Origin of the sequence: Paenibacillus zeisoli, from assembly GCF_003994465.1 — a bacterium.
Taxonomy (GTDB): Bacteria; Bacillota; Bacilli; order Paenibacillales; family Paenibacillaceae; genus Fontibacillus; species Fontibacillus zeisoli.
This window is the reverse complement of the sequence record NZ_RZNX01000004.1, coordinates 94071-113050: the sequence shown is the minus strand read 5'-3', so window position 1 is coordinate 113050 and position 18980 is coordinate 94071. Positions and strand designations below refer to the sequence as shown.

Genomic DNA, 18980 nt, shown 5'->3' with positions numbered 1-18980 from the left:
GACAATTCATTGCCCTTGAGTTGGTCCTTCATATGTGAGTAGAATTCAAAATCCGTATAAGAACATCATACAAAGATTTACATTTAATATCAACAAAAACAGGTGTCTGTAAGAAACTAATTACGCCCGTACCGCTTAGAGTTCACTGGAGTACCCGGAGACTCCCTGGGCCAGATAAGCTTCCATAAATTCTACCGACAAAGGCGGACTGTAATAGTAACCCTGTCCGATCTGGCAGGCATTATCAATCAGGAAGTTCACTTGCTCCTTCTTCTCAATACCTTCAGCAATGACCTTGAAATTCAGATTGAGGCCCATATCGATAATGGTCTTCACCATAGCACCCTGATTGGAATGATAAATAATATCGTCAACGAAAGATTTATCAATCTTGATCTTATCAATCGGAAGATGCTTCAGGATGCTTAGGGAGGAATAACCTGTGCCAAAGTCATCGATGGACAGCTTGACCCCGATCAGTCTTAGTAATCTGAGGATCAGCGTCGACTTTTCAATATTTTGCACAATACTTTCGGTGATTTCCAGTTCCAGATACTGAGGGTCAAGTCCAGTCTCCTGCAGCACCTCCGTAACGGAATCGACGAAATACTCGTCTTCCATCTGCCGAACAGAGATATTTACGGCAACAGGAATTGCAGGGAACCCTGAATCCTGCCAAATTTTGTTCTGCATGCAGGCTGTTCTCATCACCCATTTACCCAGGGGAACGATCAGCCCCGTCTCTTCAGCGAGCGGGATGAATTCTAGTGGAGAGATCATGCCATACTGCGGATGTTTCCATCTCAGCAGGGCTTCAACCCCGACAAGCTCGCCAGTTGAGAGATCTACCTGAGGCTGATAATAGATCATCATTTCATCCTGCTCAATTGCCCTGCGAAGCCCGTTCTCCAGCTCCATCTTGCGGGTCGACAGTCCGTTGAGGTCCGACGAATAGAACTGATAGTTGTTCTTTCCGCGTTCCTTGGCCAGATACATAGCGGTATCGGCATGCTTGATCAACGTCTCCTCATCTACCCCATCCGCAGGGTACATACTGATACCGATACTGGCTGTGACAAAGTATTCCTGATGGTTAATCTCAATCGGACTAGAACATTCGACGAGCAGCTTCTTGGCAATCCGGGTCACCTTTTCTTTGGTACACTTCTCCAGCAGGATTATGAACTCATCCCCGCCCTGCCGGGAGACAAGACCCTCTCCTTGAACCGCCCGCTCCAATCTTTTGGCCACTTTCTGAAGCAGCAGATCGCCAACCATATGTCCCTTCGTATCATTAATAATCTTGAACCGGTCCAGATCCAGGAAGAGCACGGCCAGCATTTCGCGCCCTGCATGATTCAGAATATGGTTCAGATGCTCTCTGAGCTTGTAACGGTTAGGAAGCTCGGTTAAGGCGTCATAATAGGCCATGAACTCGACCATTTTCTCCGACTCCTTGCGGATGGAGATATCACTGCCAACAACCTGGATCGCCGACCTGCCTTCAAAAAGAATCGGGCTTGCCGTCAGCTCAACATGTGTGCTCTTGCCGTCCATCCGGCTCATTTCAAATTCAATCGACTTCCCATTTCGGCCGTGTCCTTTAGTCTCTTCCCTGATCTGGAGCTCTTCCAGTACCTCAGCCGGAAAGAATCTCTCTATAGACTGACCAATCAGCTCGCACGGTGACGTCTCGCCTATAAGGGTGCACCCTGCCTTATTGATATAGTCTATCCGTCCCCTTCTGATGACCGCTATCAGATCCGGCGACATTTCCACCAGGCTCTGATAGCGGTCCTCGCTTTCCTTAAGGTCCGTAATATCGAGAATGACACTTGTGAAATCGATGAAGTTCCCTTTCTGATCCATCTTCGGTATTCCCCGGTCCCGGATCCAGCGCACTTCTCCATCCGGACGCACGATCCGGTATGTGCTGGTGACCGTCTCCCCCTTGGCCGTCCGGGATAACCGGTCCGTAATCACTCCCATATCCTCAGGAACAATGACCTGCATCCAAAAGGTTTTGTCTTTATAAAAGGAACTGAGCGGATAACCGTACAGCTTCTCGATACCCGGTGTAATGAGAAGAGAATCCGCCTTCATATCGTGATACCAGATCGCCACATCCAGAGTCTCAAAAATATTGTTGAGCCTTTGGTTATTTAGCGTCAGTTCATCTTTGGTCTTGTTCACTTCTCTTAACATCGAGAAGAAACCATAGAGGGTGATAATCAGAATGACAATATGCAAAGACATATACACAGTCCAATTCCGTGAATCCAGAAGCAGATCAAATAATGACCCTGTTATGATGAGAACGACAAAGATCAGAACCCATTTATTTTTTATCATGCCGCCAATTACTTTCATCTTCATGTTCACTCCCAGCTGCGGATACAAATAATCCATTAGATGATATATCGGTTAGGGAATCACTACTTTTAATCCATAAATTATGGTATTGACTCGAATCTCCTCGGATGTTCTGACAGTGGCTGTTGGCTGGTCTCTGATCAAGCTGCCGCCATTTACAATAGAAGCTAGAGTGTAAGTAATTCGGTATCTGGATGTTTATTCCTGTAATAAATATTTAAATTGATTCTCCAGAACTGTATTCTGTCACAAAACAGCATGGTGTTTCGCCTTATGAATGAACAGATCAAACAGAGGAGGATTAATATTGATGATGAATAAATATGATACAGCTGTTATTGGCGGAGGATTGGCCGGATTCATTGCTGCGATTCATTTGGCTAAGGGCGGGCATGCTGTAGCCCTGATCGAGAAGTCGGGACGCTGGGGAGGACGGGCAATCACGAATAAAAAAAATCAGGTGTATCTCAACTTGGGGGGGCATGCTCTGTATCAAGCCGGGCAGGCTTACACCATCCTGAAGGAGCTCGGGGTAGATCTGAAAGGCGGCAAGCCAGCTTCCCATATCCATGCGATATGGAATAATCAATCTCTCCCCTTGCTCGCAGGTCCGGCCAGTCTCCTATCTTCTAGACTACTTAGCTGGTCTAACAAAGTTAATCTGATGCAGCTCATGATGAAGATCAAGCAGTTCAACCCGAACCGGATCGAATCTGGCAGCTTAAGAGCATGGGCCGAGTCTGAGATCAAGGACCCGATGGTTAGACATATTTTCTATGCCCTATGCAGGACTTCCACCTATACCCATGCTCCCGATCATCAGCTTGCTGGTCCTGCTCTGGCCCAGGTTCAGCGTTCGCTGCAAGGTGTCCTTTACCTGAATCATGGTTGGCAGACTGTCATAGATCAGCTTAAAGTTAAAGCTGATCAAGCAGGAGTTCGCCTGGTCAGCGGCAAATCTGTAACAGAGATCGTCCATGAACAAGGTAAGGTCCGCCGGGTTGTGATGGAAGGTGGAGACTCAGTGGAAGCTTCTCATGTCATCAGCACGGCTTCCCCTGCTGAGTTATTCAAGCTTGTGCAAGGCGCTGAGCAGACAGAATTGAAGCGCTGGAAAGAGGCGGCCCGTCCATCGTTAGCTGCTTGCCTGGACGTTGGACTAAAGAGCCTTCCAGTTCCGTCGCGCGAATTCGCCATTGGACTTGATCAGCCCCTCTTCTTCTCTCACCATACCGCCCATGCGACATTAAGTGAGGACGGCACACGCGTGGTGCATATCGTGAAGTATAGCGGACAAGAAGAAAGCCATCCCCAGGACGATGAAAAGCAGTTGACTTCGGCTATGAGCCTCATTCAACCTGGCTGGGAACAAGAAGTGGTTACGCAGAGGTTCCTGCCAAGAATAACCGTGACCCATAACTATCTGCACGTGGGTCAGCCAGGAAGCTTTGCAGGGCCGTCCGTACCGGAAATTCAGGGCCTGTTCATAGCAGGTGACTGGGTAAGTCAGGGCGAGATGCTCGCTGATGCATCTGCCGCAAGCGCCGTGCGCGCTGCACAGGCAATTTTGAGACAATCACAGCTTGAACAAATGAACATGTCAATTCGGAGGTGATCCATATGGAATTAACCGGAACTGAGGAAGAATACAGCACGTATAGACCCCTGCTCTTCTCCCTGGCCTATCGGATGCTGGGAAGTGTAGTGGAAGCGGAGGATGTCGTGCAGGAAGCATTTCTGTATGTCAACGAGTCGAAGCCGGATCATATTCTGAATCCGAAAGCATATTTATGCAAAATCGTCACTCACCGCTGTATCGACCATCTGCGTTCTGCCAGTAAGCAGCGAGAAGTCTATGTCGGGCCGTGGCTGCCCGAGCCGCTTGTGGTGAACGAAGCTCCCCGGAAGGGGCCGGATGAGCTATACACGCATAAGGAATCTCTTTCGACCGCCTATCTGCTTCTGCTGCAGCAGCTGTCCTGGACGGAGCGGGCTGTGTTCCTGCTTAGGGAGGTGCTGCAGTATGAGTATAATGAGATTGCCGATATTGTCGACAAGAGCAGTGCGAATTGCCGTCAGATATTCCGCCGGGCCAAGCAAGCCCTGACCCGTGTTCCCAATCCTGATACGGACCCCGAGCAGGCGGCTTCCCCGATTACGTCTGTAGCCGAAGAGCCAGCAGCAAGCGCTGTAGATCAGTTCGTCCAGGCACTGCTCACCGGGGATGTGAACAGACTGCTGAACATCATCAAGACCGATGCCGTCCTGTACTCGGATGGAGGCGGCAAGGTCAACGCGGCAGTGCGCCCTATACTTGGTGCCGAGCGGATTGCCATGTTCTTCTCCAACCTGGTGGCCAAAACTGTGGAGGGATTTAGCTATTCTGTTACGACCGTGAACGGAGATACCGGAATCGTAACCTATACGAACGGCCAGCCGCTCAATGTGGTCACGTTCCAGGTCCAAGAGGGGCAGATTTCCGGCATATACCTTGTGGTCAATCCTGATAAGCTGAAGCATATCCCGGCCCTTCGATTAGACACCTAATTACCACAGCCTTGGATCAGAACATAACTTCCCTGTCTCGACAGAGACTAGTGAGTTCGGCGGAAGGTCCCCTTCCCCCTGTCAGAACGTAGACAGTCGGTATCGCGATAATATGTAGATAACAAAAAAAGAGCCCTCCTGTGAAATGGTTGACTTACTTCCATTTTGCCTAGGGGAGGCTCTTTTGCTGTGTGGATGGGGTGACTCTTCCACCGATACCAGTAGTAAGAGGAACGGTTGTGGCAAGCGACAGCGCTCGCCTTTGTGCCGTTGTATAAGAATTTATTCTGCAGAGCAAGGATTCAAGTTATACGGAAATAGACAGGGATGGAAGCAGCGTTCAGTGGTTCGCGCAGGGTTCTATTCAGTGCCGTTTGGGCAGCGTTATACTCAGGGTCGTTCAAGCGACATACTATTCGGTACCGCTCGAGCAGCGTTCTACTTGGAGCCATGCGAACCACATTCTATATAGTGCCGTTTTGAGCACACTCCCCGACTCGTGCCTGCCACTAATCAAAGTCCTATTTGGCTGCGGTTAGGTGGTTAGGCATCCACCTCGGCTTTGGGTTCCCGCTTGAACCAAATCCCTAGAACAGCAAAGATTAGAAATACCGCTCCAAGGAAGATGAAGACGCTGTTGACCGAGACATACCTCATCCCGTAGCCCCCGAACACGGGTCCAAGTACACTCCCGATGCTGTAGTGCACCGAGGCGATGACCCCTGTTGCCGGCAAAATAGCCTTGGGTACAATATCGGCCGCATAGGACATTCCGAGTGAATAGAAGGAGCCTACAATTCCGCCTGCCAGAGCGAACAAGAGGAACAGCAGGAGCGTATGGTCCCCTGCTGCAAGGATTAGCAGGAATAATCCTGCTCCAAGGAATGCACAGGTCATCAGCACCGGCTTGCGTCCGATCCGGTCACTCCATACTCCAAGCGGAAGCTGCAGGATGATGCTGCCAATCCCGAAGGTCAACAGCAGCAGGGAGATCCACTGCTTCCCAAGGTCGATGCGAAGGCCATACAGCGGGAAGCTGCTGTTCATGGAGGCTTCCATAACGCCATAGAGCAGCGGTGGAATCAAAGCGAACCAGGCGAGTCGGTAAGATCGGACGAATCGGTTCTGGGCCGCTTCACTTGCGCCGGCTTGTTCCGGCAGTTCATTCGGAATGCGGAGCATGAGAAGCAGTATAACAGCGTACAGCCCCCCCGAGATGAGGAACGGCATAGCTTCGCCGAAAGGCAGCAGGTTGATGCCAAGCGGCCCGATGCTGAAGCCAATTCCGTAGGCCATGCCATAGAGCGAGAAGAATCGTCCCCGCTTATCCGCAGGACTGCTGCTCAGAATCCACTGCTGGGTGGCGAAGTGTAGAGAGCTATCCCCTACGCCCACAATCAGGCGCAGAGCGAACCATAAGATCAGGGATGAGCTGACCGGGAATAGCAGCGAGGAGCCGGTGACCAGAATCAGACCAGCCACAATTACGCTTTTATATCCAAATTTCACAACCGGCTTCTCTACAAAGAACATGGTACAGAAGATCCCAATATATAATGCCGCGGCATTCATGCCGTTCACATCGGATGATACGCCGTGACGCTCGAGCAGAATAGAGAGCAAAGGCAGCAGCAGGCCCTGGCTGGCACCTGAGACAATGACGACAAGCAGAAGGACGATGAGTCGGTAATTCGCCGACACCGGCTTCGGCGTAGAGATGGAAGACAACAAGACAAGAGCTCCTTTATGATATGGATTCTATAGTTCGCTTCATATCGCTTTGTATAAATTAACTTCGGCAGAGCGATTTGTTCATACCATCCCTTAGTTTACCCGTAGTGTCATTTTGCCGTAAAGCACAGTGCTGGAACGCTTTAATGTGAATATACAAAAAAACCGGCACTCTTCCTAAGAAGAGTGCCGGTTCATTCCATAATTTACTTCACTTCGCAAGCAGCTTGTAGATGACTTGCGCGCTTTCCGCGCGGGTCATGAAGCCTTGCGGATCAAACTGGTGATTCTCCTTGCCTTGCACCAGTTCGAGGCTGGCTGCTGCATTCACATAAGCAGCTGCCCATGAACTGATCTTGGTAGCGTCGGCGAAGGCTCCTGCGCTTACAGCCGCGTCTACCTTCTTCCCTTGCTTCACTTCGAGTGCACGAATGAGCATAACAGCCATTTCTTCACGGCTGATGGTCTCATTTGGTGCAAATGCATCCTTGCTGCGTCCGGTTACAATGCCTGCTTTAACCGCTGCGTCCACATAGGAAGCATACCATGCTCCCGCTTTCACATCGGCAAAGGCTGAATGCTCCCCAGCCTGGAGTCCCAAAGCCCGCGCCAGAAGTGCTGTGAATTCAGCCCGGCTGACCTTGCTGTTCGGCTGATACTTCGTATCTGTAACTCCAGTTACAATCTGCTTCGCAGTCAGCGATTTAATCGCCGCAGATGCCCAGTGTGATGCAGGAACATCGGCGAAGGATTTATCGATTTCAAGCGCTGCATATTTACTGAAATGCTTAACCTGTGCGGTCAGTACATCTCCGGTCAATACTCCGCCTACATATTCCAGAGTACCGTTATCTGCCAAATAGTACACACCGACCAGATCTTTGTTCGGGTTCCCTTTGAGCTTGAAGGATACGGTAATCGGCTCTTGGAACGTAGTTACAGGAATACTTGTTCCGTCTTTCTTGATGATGCTCAGTTTGAATTCATAGACATCGGAGGCTGGCGCAACCTTGGCCCCCTTCTTCTGTAATCCACCCACTGTGGTATTGGCCGAGCTGCTTTCCAGTGGATTTGCCTCAAATCGAATTTGAGATCCATCTGCCTCTGCAGCGGAGACCATACCCTGAATCGTGTTCAGCACTTCGTTTGGAAGAGTCACGTCCAGGCTGCCTAACTTGATAGTAAGATCGTTCGTTCCAAGTGCCTTGGCAGCTTGAGCCGGTAGAAGCACCGACTTCTTGCCTTGAGCGATTTGAACCTCAACCTTGCCATCTTTGCCATTCTTCAGACTGGACTCATTAACTACCTGAGAATCATCGGTAGGCGTTGTTGGTACAGTAGGGTCAGTTGGTCCTGGGTTACCCGGTGTTGACGCCTGGGCTACGGCGAGAATCACTGTGCCTCCGTTGTCTCTTCCCGGCAAGCTAACTTTTACTTTTCCATCTGCAGAGACGATATACGTATTGCCGCTGTACTCATCCTTCAGATTAGTGTTAGCTGCAAATGGTACTGTAAATGTTGCTGTTGTAGCCGTGGTATTCGTGTTGATTACCGTTACTACATCTTCATTGCCGTAATGCTTGTTGAATGCCAGATAACCGAGCTCGTCGCTTCCTGCCAGCTTCGTGCGTGTTCCTTTGGAGAAGACTTTGGAATACTTGGCACGAATATTCAGCAGCTTCTGATAATGATCGTGAAGCGCTTGTTCTGTGGTCAGCTTATCCCAAGGCATGTCGCTGCGGTTCTGACTGAACTGGCCTTTGGACATGTCGCCTTCCTTCTTACCTGAGTTCCCAAGTTCTTCGCCATAGTAGATCACCGGCTGTCCCTTGGCTGTAATTTGCAGGGCCGCCGCAACTTTCAGCTTGCCTTTGTCCCCGTCCACATATTCGGTCAGGAATCCGTTCTCATCATGGCTGCTCAGGAACTGAGCCATTGTCTTGGTATTATCGAGCTTGGATTCGCGGTCCTGCATATAAGCGTCGGTGTCATTGATTTTGCCGTTAGCAAAATTCTGGGCTGCATCTTTGAAACCGAAATCCAGCAGTCCATCCATTTGCCCGGTTTGGAGCATATCCCCGTTATTATCAACTGTACCTCCGAAATATTCGCCAACCATTTTGAATTTCGGATCGATCGCAGTCAGGGCATTCTTGAATGCTTTCCATGTTGTACCGTCAACGTGCTTAACCGTATCCACACGGAAATAGTCAATCGTATCGCCGCGGTCCGTACGTGCATTGTTCAGCCAGCCTGACTGCCAAGCCACGACTTTGTCACGGACTGCTGGAACTTCTGTCTTGAAGTCCGGCAGGTAGGCAAGTTCGCCTTTGACTGGGTCCGAATCTGCGGACACGTTATCCATACGAAGCATTCCTTTAAACCGTTCCTTATCTTCCGGTGTAATGGTCGGATAATCATCATCATCCTCTTTCACACCATAACCTGTATGGTTAAGCACTACGTCAACCATGATCTTGATGCCTCTGTCATGCGCCTTGTTAATCAGCTCCTTGAAGGTAGCCATATCGCCAAGGTGCTCATCAAGCTGGGTAAAGTCTTTGGCCCAATATCCATGGTAACCATACTGCTTGGCGTCAAAGTCGGCCCCTTTGTTGAAGTCAATGTTATCTACAATTGGGGTAATCCACAGGGTGTTGATGCCCAGCTTCTGGATATAATCCAGGTTATCGATCATACCGCGGAAGTCTCCACCGTGATAAGCCTCAGGGTGAGTCTTATCCACGTTGAAATCGTTCGTTGTATCCCCGTCTTTAAAGCGGTCTGTTAATGCAAAGTAGATCCGGGCTTCATCCCAATCAAAATCAAGCTTGTCGCCCGTATACGTTCTGGCCTTCACTTCGATCGTTGTACTGCCCTTGTGTGTATTGCCATATTGATCCACAAGGGTAATCGGAAGCGTCTTGATTCCAGCAGCCACAGTGTCTTTCACCGCAATGGTCTGCTTCATCAGTGTCGTATCCAGCTTCACTTGGCTAGGACCACCAAGCGTAGACAGATCCAAAGTACCTTCACGGTAGCTAACGCCTGCAAGGGACGAATCAGCTTTTACCGTCAGAACCGCATTCTGGTTCGATGTTACGGCTGCCGGATTCACAGAAGCTGAAACCTTAACCGTCGGATTATGATAGACCAGCACGGACTTTCCATTAACCGTATTCTTAGGATCAGTAACTTCAGTCGTATTACCGTCCTTAGCAGTAACTAGGAAGGTATAGTTATTGTTACCCTCATTCGCTTTCGTCAGCTTATAGCTGAACCATTCCTTAGCCTCATCATAGACCATCGGATATTCTGTTCCATTAACTTTGACTTTGACAGCTTTAATGTCCGTCATAGTACCTTGGCGGAACAACTCATCATCACGGTAAATGAAAGTGATACTACCGTCTTTCATCACAGGTCCTGTATTGGCTGGTTTGATATTCAGTTCACCAACCATGCTCTTTACGGTAACCTTTGTAAATTGTTCCCCAGGGGTAAGCGGAATTTCACGATTATAACTGATGTCCTGTTTAGCCGTACTCCAATCGGCTCCCTTACGCACTATAAACCCAACGTTCGTTGCATTTGGGGCCACCTCAATCAGAACACTGGCTTTGCCGTCCTTAATAGTGGTGAAATCGATCTGATCATTCTTAACTCCCGTATTCCATACCCAGAGATTCCAGTCCTTATAGTTTCCATCTTCTCGGATATAGGTAAACTCCACATACCGTTTTGGATTAACAAAAACCGTTACGGTTTTCGATCTGCCGCCATAAGAAATTGTAATTGTTGCTGTACCCAGGCCAGTGGCTTTAACCAGGCCTTTGTCTGTAACCGTAGCTACTTCAGGTTTGTCGGATACGTACGTAGCCTTACCTGTCACCGTAGCTTTGCTGCCATCATCGTATTTCGCTACTACAGCAGTTTGATGTGTGCCACCAACCTGCAGTGAGTAATTTCGGCTGTCCGGTACAAGCGAAGTAAGCTTTGCAGCAGCTGCATCCTGCTTGATAATTACGGCCGTAAGTGGGTCGAGCGTGATGGAATCAGCGGTAAGCTTGAACCCGGATTGATCCTTAATTGCAGTAACTCCAGCTTCATCGCTATCTACCAGCACGACTCCCTTGGTCAAGTCCTCACTAAGCGTAAGGGTTCTTGAAGTGCTGTCTCCATTCATGAACACATAATAGTTGCCTGTTCCGTCGGTTGATTTATTCTTATAACCAATAACCAGATCGTCTGTCTTGATTTCCTTTGCAGGAATCAGCGTAACATTGGAATCTACCAACAGTTTGTCGCCCAATCTGAAAGCGTTCGTTGATTTCCTAAGTTCGATTAGACCCGAAGTGTATTTCTGGGTGGTAGTCTGAACCGGGAAGTTTGTCTCATCGGTTGCTTTCGACCAGTCGAACATATTGACGGCATCCGATGAGTCATACGAGTCATGGATGAAATAGCCCAAGGCCTTACCGTCTTGATCATTTAATACTGTAGCTCTGCCCTTATCCTCCGGTTCCTTGTCCGTCTTCCACTGCTTGGTCCGCCCGTATTCCTGACCCGCATGAATAAAGGCTGTACCCTGGGAAGTAAGCTCCAGCATATTCCCGAGTCGGATCCGTTTCTGAATTTCAAGCTCGTTCTCCGGAATGGATGGATCCTTCTTGATTGACAGTGCGATAACATCGTGCAGCGTCAAGTTGTCGTGGGCTTCAATATAAGGAACGATGTCGCCCGGATCGTCAAATTTAACGTTCGAAGGCTCGCCTTTGATATTGTTCATAATCGTACTGATTGAACGTGCGCCGTTCGTAATGAATCTTGGCTGGCCTTCCGAGTTATAGCCGGATTTCACTTCATTGCGGAATTCATCGGAGAAAACACCCATGTCATCCGTCTTGTTCACCCAATCCTGATCGGCTGCCTTGCCGAGAAGATCCGGTTCCGCATCCTGACCGCCAAATGTTCTCCATCCTTCGCCGATGAAGAGGGCTTTAGGGTTAATCTCTTTTGCAGCGTCAAGCGCATGCTGTACAGCCTCGTAGGTGGCATCACCCATCATATCCCAGCGCATGCCGTCGATTTTGTACTCCTTGAACCAGTACTTAACGGAATCCACCATCAGCTTCTCAGCCATCTTGTGGTTGGTAGCGAGATTGTTGGAGAACCCGCCAATGAACTTTCCGCTTGGATCAATAAAGTGATAGTAGTTAGGCACTATATCGTTCAAAAATTCTTTCTTCGCCATATGCGTATACACCACGTCCAGAACAACGCCCATTCCGGCTTTATGTACCGCATCAATCAAACCTTTCAACTCTTTAATTCTCAGTTCAGGATCTTTAGGGTCCTCAGAGTACGCCCCATCCGGGGAGAAATAGTTCTGAGGGTCATATCCCCAGTTGTATTCGTTGTCCTTATTGGAGTAGTTGAGTTCCCTCTCTCCCATCTTAGTCTCGTCACCATAGTACCAAGCCATAACTGGAAGCAGCTGGATATGAGTAACTCCAAGCGATTTGAGGTAGTCAAGCTTCTTCTCAAATGCCTTGTAAGAACCCCATCTCACATCTGTAAAGTTGTCTTCAATCGAAGGATCCGAGGTAAAGTCACGAATGTGAACCTCATAGATGACGGCATCCTCGCGCTTTTCATAGCCTTTGATATCGGCATAGCCATAGGAATCCGGATTCGTCTGACTAAGATCCACAATAGCCGCTTTGCCTACTGTATCTCCATCAGCACCTGGATCGCCTTTGGTATCCACGGTAAACACAGCCATAGATTTCGCATAAGGATCGAGCACCTTATTGGTTACCCCATTGTTCGTGACTTCATACTGATAGAAGTATCCGCGGACATCGGTGATCCCTCCACCAAGGTCCGAAGGCGTCAGTTCAATGGACCAGACTCCATGCTCTCCTTGAGTCAGGTCAAGGCTCTTAACCAGGACAGCTGAATCGCTCTTGTCGTATACATCGACAGCAACCTTACTGGCTTTGGGAGCCCACAGCTTCAGTGTAGCCGACTTGTCAGCTTCATGGTAAGTAGCTCCAAGATCATCGCCCGTATAATTGTATTCCTCATCGAGGAATCTCCAATCACTTGTAGTCGTTCTCGTCTTCCCGGAGTACTCAATAGTCAGCGGAGCTTGATCCAGTGTATAGGCATCTGTCTCCACTTCAACCGTGTTTATGCTAGCAATCGTTGCATTATTAACGGCAAGATCTTTGCCGTCCTTATCTTTCACTTTAAGTTCAGTCTTCAGCTTATCTACAGCAAGCCCATTGGTGGTCGAGAAATTCAATGCAAGCTTGGTTGTACCTGCTAATCCAGCGGATACAAGTACAATTGGCTCCTCACCCGAAGGGGACTTATAGACTTTGTCGTCGCCTTGCTTGATCCAGGCTTCGTTTGTCTCTGGGGTGAGAATAAAGAAGGTTTTGTTACCGCCATCCTTGACATTAGTGGAACGATTCACAACAACAAATGAAACTTTCTTAGCTCCATCAATTACAGGAATATCTACATAGGCTCCGTAGGAGTCTGTCTGTCCTGCAGGGAACGGAGTCGCGCCTGCTGGAAAGTCGCCGCTGGAAGGCGTTTTTACATCGTCATAAATCCACAAGCTCTGACCTGTGTAGTTCTTGTCTGTACGTGCATAGTGAATACGTACATTCCCCGCCGGAACAGGAGTTACCTGACCAGGATCTTGTGGAGCCGTGAATTTTGCATCACTAGTATGATCCTTGGCATTGTACGTAAAGGTAACAGGCAGCTTGGAAGGCAAGTTCAGATCCGCAGGAGCATCCGGATAGGAACGATTGTCTGCTTCGGTAGCCCCCGGTACATATACCTGGTACTTGTAATCTCCCTGTGCAACCTCTGCAGTCGCGGTGTAGACATTGTCAAAGTCCGGGTCAGTCAGCAGAGTCTTCGCATCCGCAGGCGAATTTGCAGTTTCCCCCAGTGCCGTCTGCACGGTTCCTACAACACGTGGCAGCTTGTCGGCTGCTGCAGGCGTGTAGTAGGTGGAATCTGCGATTTTATGAGTGGTATCATTGTAATAGAAAGTAACCTCACTCGCTTCAGCAAGGGTTAACTTGATGTTGCCGCCTTGGTCAATCCCTTGGGGATTCGTATAGTTACTGAATCCATAGCTTTCATCCCAAGCTCCGTTGAGGGCAACCTTATACTGATAAGTTCCTGCTGGCAGATTGCCTTTAAATGCATACAGGCCATCGCCTTGACTAGTCATTACAGTTACAGCAGATGCCGGATCCCAATCCTTATCCGAACCCAATTTAGTCTGCAGGTCTCCAACAAGCGTAACCTTGCTGGTCGCGGCATTCGCCCCTGCCGGGTACATTCCAAAACATGAGAATACAAGAGCCAAGACCATACTTACCGCAAAAGCTCTCTTTCCCCATAACGAAATCTTCATTCAGTCTAACCTCCCATAATAAAGACTCTTACTTGTAAGCGGTTACGAAAATAACAGAATCCCTCTTCAAGTTCATCCTTAACTCATTCCTGCTGCAAAGCTCTTAGAATTATGGATATTGGCTTGTTAGGCCTCTGTAACACGTCACCCTCCTTCATTAAAATAAAAATGACGTTCACGCCACTTTCCTGGAAAGGTTTTTACCAGGTCCATGAATTCACGCAAACGTTTGCGCATGAAAGACAATAAAACAAACGAATCAATAAATCCAGCTTGTGCAACTTGTTTGCACAAAAAGATAAAATGAAAGCGTTTGCTAGGTTTCTGTTTACTATACTAATCGTCTAGACAAAGAGTTGTCAACCCGCATTTTATTTGAATTTACCGAGACTATTTACTCATAATTCATATGTCAACAATTTACGCTAACGTTTGCATTAGTTTACATACTAAAATTTATAAATAAGTAATTTAATGTTAAAAAAATAGGTTATAAAGTCCCGCATCATCCGCAAAAACACATGTTCACTGAAGTAAAAAAGGACAGCCTGGATTCTAAGTCCAGGCTGCCCTTTTTTAAAGCTGCTATTAATAATCTGCTGTTATGCCCTGCTTGTTTATCTTTCAATTTACCTGGCCGTAGCTACATTAATATCGCGCAGCGCCCAATGATGATCCGGAACATCCTTGAACCCTGAATGTACCGACGCACTAGGCGGGGTAAGGTTAAGCACCTTATTCATGATAACCACCGCTTCAGCCCGGGTAAGGGATTGATCGGGCCGGAACGAATGATCCGGGTAGCCTTTCATCATACCGGCAGCTTGGACTTTCTGAATAGCTGCTTCTGCCCAGTGACCTGAAGTATCCGCAAATCCGGCACCTGCCTCAACATCGGTGCTGATCAACAAGGATACAATCTTCGCCATTTCAGCCCGAGTTACGGGTCTATCCGGGTCGAAAGTTCCATTCGCATACCCTTGCATAAGCCCCATGCTCGTTACTTTTATAACGGCATCTTTCGCCCAATACGTGGTCTTAACGTCACGATAGGTCCTATTCTCGGTCTGGTCACGATTCGAAATGACCCGCGCCAATATAGCTGCGATCTCAGCACGCGTAATCTTGGCATCAGGCTTGAAGGTGCTATCCGTGTAACCGTTCATGTACGACGATTGCAGGTTAACTGACGCTAGACCATCCGCAGTAATGATCGTAAATGTACTGAATTTATCAACAGTAAATTTCAGCCCCATATCCCCATTATTGTTATAGGGTACGATTGTGCCTCTTAATATTTGCTTTGAGCCATCACTATGCTCAATGAATACCGCCAAATCCTTCAGTGCATCCTGGCTCAAGTTATGATTATTCAATGGCAGGATCAATGTCACCTCGCGCCCTTGAAGATTGGTATCGATCGACACGGGGCGTGCTACAATATTCACTATTCTGCTGCCCAATAGCTTTGTAATCATTGAGTCGTGGCGTATACGGTCTTGAATAGTTTGCTTATCTGTATCTGTTTTTGCCGGGATCAGGTTAATCACAAGATCATCTGATGCATTCTGCAGTGACTCTACCGGGATTTGCATCTGGGCATTAGGGGTCACTAGCCTTAATCCAACTTTGGCACTATCCAACAGCTTAACTACCGCCTTAGGAAGGCTCACCTTTATCTCAGATACTTCATCCTTGAGATCAGGCACAACAATGGTGACTGACGACAGGCCAGCTGCTGAAGTCCCGCTTACGGCTTTGGTGATTTGATCTAATGTCAAATTAATCACATCTTTTTTAGTGCCATCGGCTTTCAATAGCCGTTCGATTACCAGCGTAGAGATGATGCTGCCAGCACTTCCGCCGCTGGCCTCCACATTGACGTTAACATACTCCTTGGCAGGTTCAGCCTCTCCTGTTGGAGCTGGAGATGTGGGACCCGGATTAGGTTGAACCACCGGTACTGCTTGGATCAAAATAGCAGGAGCACTCTCCACTTCTGCACCGTTTGCAGGTACAGCCGCATTACGCGCAGTCACCGAGAACGAGATATACTTTCCAACATCCTCTGGCTGCAGGGTATAGGTCTGATTCACAGCCCCTGCTATAGGTGTATGATTCGCCGTCTTGGCCGCATTTTCCGAGCGGTACCACTGGTACGTACTGCCGTTCTCCACATCCCCGTTCACGTCGGCATAATCGTAGCTTCCGCTTAGATTCTCTCCTACGACTGGTGTCCCCGATATAGTTACTTGGGTTGCCGTTGGAGCCGCGGGTCCAGCGATAATCTTGTCCGTAGCCGAACTTTCTACCGCAAATCCAGTAGTAGGGGCAGCTTCATTCCGTGGAACAACCTCAAAAGAAATATACTTGCCAATATCCCCAGCCTGAAGGATATATTCTTTACTATTGGCGTTCGTAATCGCAGTATGCTTAAGCAGGTGAGCCGGGTCATCCGAGCGGTACCACTGGTAAGTGCTCCCACTCTCTACATCTCCGTTCACATCCGAATAGGTATAGCTTCCGGTCAGAGTCTGGCCCTGAACGGCATTGCCCGCGACAGATACATGGGCTGCTTCTGGTGCAGCTGGAGCGAGAATAACTTTAGCCGTTGCAGCACTTTCAACCGCTGTTCCTGCAGTTGGGGCTGTCTCCGTCTTCGGAGTTACTTCGAATGAAATATATTTGCCTACATCTTCTGTCTGCAAGGTATAGGTCTTCGCTGTAGCTCCCGCTATCAAAGTATGATTCAGGGTCATGCTTGAGTCATCTGAGCGATACCACTGGTACGTGCTGCCGCTTTCTTCATCTCCATTTACATCCTCATAAGCGTAGCTTCCGGTTAAGGTCTGGCCGATATAAGTTTGGCCTGTAATCCTCACGTTCGCTGCTGACGGCGCTGCTGGTGCAGCAGCAATCTTAAACGCAGCGCTCTCTACAGCGCTTCCCGCAGTCGGTTCCTCCGCATTCCGCGGCTTTACCTCGAACGAAATATATTTGCCTACATCCTCTGCCTGCAGAGTATAGGTCTGAGCTGTAGCGCCAGGGATCGGAGTGTGGTTCGTACTTAAAGCCGCATTATCTGAACGATACCATTGGTATGAGGTTCCAACCTCCGCATCCCCATTCATATCCGCATAGCTGTATAGTCCGGTTAAGGTCTGGCCTTCAACCGGGGTTCCGGACAGACTGACATTCGAGGCCGTCGGAGCAACCTTAACGATCTGAACATGAGCGGATATAGATTCCGACTCGTTTCCTGCTATATCGATTGTTTTAGCTTCAATATTTGATCTTCCAGCTTTAGATAGGGACACTGCAGTTCCATAATCTGTCCAGCTTCCCCACGTCAATCCTTCATCTTCACTTATCCGATATTGTGATTTCAGCACACCAGAGCCAGAATCTATGCCATTACTGACGGTGAACGTAACATTCTGGTAAGAGTCTGTGCCGGAGGTATAATCAGGAGGGGCAACGAAATTCACCGTTGGCGCAGTAGGCGCAGTAGTATCCATCAGAACCTGGGCCTGCGCAGCCGTGGATACGTTCCCAGCCAGATCCAGGGTGACGGCCTCCATATCTGTAGTCCCCTCCTCAGAGACTTTAAGAGGTGTGGTGTAATCTGTCCAATCACTCCAGGTGCCGCCATCCTTGCGGCTCCTATATTGTGATTTCGAGGCACCTGACCCCTGGTCTGTACCGTTCAGGATCGTGTAGGTAACCTCTTCCTTCGCAGCCGTTCCAGATATGTAGCCCGCAGGGGAGGTGAATTGGAATACAGGCATGTTAGGTGCAATCGTATCTACCGTAATGGTTCCATAATAGGCAGCGGATCCAAGAGCCCCGTTCCCATCATCAGCCGTCACTAGGAAATTCTTGTTCTCGCCATTGCCCAGCGAGTCCACAGCTGTATTCCAGGTTAGTGTAAAATTGTCCTCTACCGGATTAGCAGCCGGGGCCGAGGTAACCGTCGCTGTCTTGGTAACGCCGCCAAGGGTTGCACTAACCGTCACATCTCCTCCATCGCCATCGGATACTTTTCCGGAAATAGACACAGAATCGCTTCCGATCTTAGTGGAAATTATCCGGCTATCATTCGCACTTGAGAGTTCAATTACAGGAGTATGATTCATAATGACATACGGGTCAGAGGTTTGTCCCGACCCTGAAGCAATAGAAAGCGCAGATTTCAAATGCAGTGCCGGCCGGAGTGCTCGTGAATTGTTGGCCGTAATTGCAGATGCCGATCCGTTGGTATTCAAATACCATACATAGAACGGGCTTCTCTGCTGGGGAGTAATTAACCAGTAGCGATCAGCCGGGATACCCAGATACGGCCGGTACAGCCTGGATTCATAGTAGCTAAGAAGACCAACCTTCGCATTTACACTCAATGCCGCTTCATTCGTCTCATTGCCTATGTTCCAGCTTGAATTCTGAATCCACAAATGATCAGGAAGGTTATTATAGTAAGCTCCATTAAGCCAGGATGCAATATTGGCTCCATCGCCTGGATTGAACAGCTGGTTATTGTTCGAATCAAATGCCCGCGTTCCATCAAGGTCTGAAGCGATTAAGTATCCGGTATTCGGATCAAGTACAATCCAGTTTTTGTTACCATATTTCACCGTATCTCCTACGTGAACAATTGACTTCCAAGGCACGATCGTCTCGCCATCCGCTGCTGCCTTTGGTAAGTCAAATGAAAAAGTGGATACTAGTAATGTAAAGATAAGGAGAACATTCAATTTCTTAATCTGACGGTGCATTTTTATTTATCAATCCCTCTCATTTTAACTTGCTATGTTGCTCTAGCATTATACACTTTGTGGTAACTATACGGGTAGATTTTTTGCTAATATACGACATTTTTTTTACC

At 48.5% G+C, this 18980-nt stretch carries 6 protein-coding genes; 2 read left to right on the top strand and 4 right to left on the bottom strand.

All coding sequences use genetic code 11. The annotated features are described in order from the left end of the window. Positions 1 to 135: 135 nt before the first annotated feature. A complete protein-coding gene (locus tag EJP77_RS11865; protein WP_246021874.1) occupies positions 136 to 2376 on the bottom strand; it encodes a sensor domain-containing protein in 2241 nt (746 codons plus the stop codon). Positions 2377 to 2683: 307 nt separating this feature from the next. Here EJP77_RS11865 and EJP77_RS11860 point away from each other — a divergent pair, with 307 nt between their 5' ends. Beyond that, positions 2684 to 3988: a phytoene desaturase family protein gene (locus tag EJP77_RS11860; protein WP_246021873.1), complete on the top strand. Its 1305-nt coding sequence runs from the start codon at positions 2684 to 2686 to the stop codon at positions 3986 to 3988. Positions 3989 to 3993: 5 nt separating this feature from the next. After that, positions 3994 to 4920, top strand: a complete 927-nt coding sequence (locus EJP77_RS11855; RefSeq protein WP_127199454.1) for an RNA polymerase sigma-70 factor — start codon at positions 3994 to 3996, stop codon at positions 4918 to 4920. Between the two features lie 543 nt (positions 4921 to 5463). Here the strand turns inward: EJP77_RS11855 and EJP77_RS11850 are convergent. The 3 genes from EJP77_RS11850 to EJP77_RS11840 all read right to left on the bottom strand — a co-directional run bounded on the left by EJP77_RS11850 (position 5464) and on the right by EJP77_RS11840 (position 18870). Further along, complete coding sequence (locus EJP77_RS11850; protein ID WP_342773008.1) at positions 5464 to 6651, bottom strand: MFS transporter; 1188 nt, start codon at positions 6649 to 6651, stop codon at positions 5464 to 5466. A gap of 211 nt (positions 6652 to 6862) precedes the next feature. Next, the gene (locus EJP77_RS11845; protein WP_127199453.1) at positions 6863 to 14098 is read right to left on the bottom strand and encodes a pullulanase; all 7236 of its coding nucleotides are present in this window, start codon (positions 14096 to 14098) and stop codon (positions 6863 to 6865) included. A gap of 629 nt (positions 14099 to 14727) precedes the next feature. Next, a complete protein-coding gene (locus EJP77_RS11840; RefSeq protein ID WP_127199452.1) occupies positions 14728 to 18870 on the bottom strand; it encodes an S-layer homology domain-containing protein in 4143 nt (1380 codons plus the stop codon). Between the last annotated feature and the right edge of the window lie 110 nt (positions 18871 to 18980).

Bases quoted from the DNA above. Each gene is read 5' to 3' on its own strand.
- EJP77_RS11865 (WP_246021874.1), bottom strand. From the start codon at position 2,376: ATGAAGATGAAAGTAATTGGCGGCATGATAAAAAATAAATGGGTTCTG.
- EJP77_RS11860 (WP_246021873.1), top strand. From the start codon at position 2,684: ATGATGAATAAATATGATACAGCTGTTATTGGCGGAGGATTGGCCGGA.
- EJP77_RS11855 (WP_127199454.1), top strand. From the start codon at position 3,994: ATGGAATTAACCGGAACTGAGGAAGAATACAGCACGTATAGACCCCTG.
- EJP77_RS11845 (WP_127199453.1), bottom strand. From the start codon at position 14,098: ATGAAGATTTCGTTATGGGGAAAGAGAGCTTTTGCGGTAAGTATGGTC.
- EJP77_RS11840 (WP_127199452.1), bottom strand. From the start codon at position 18,870: ATGCACCGTCAGATTAAGAAATTGAATGTTCTCCTTATCTTTACATTA.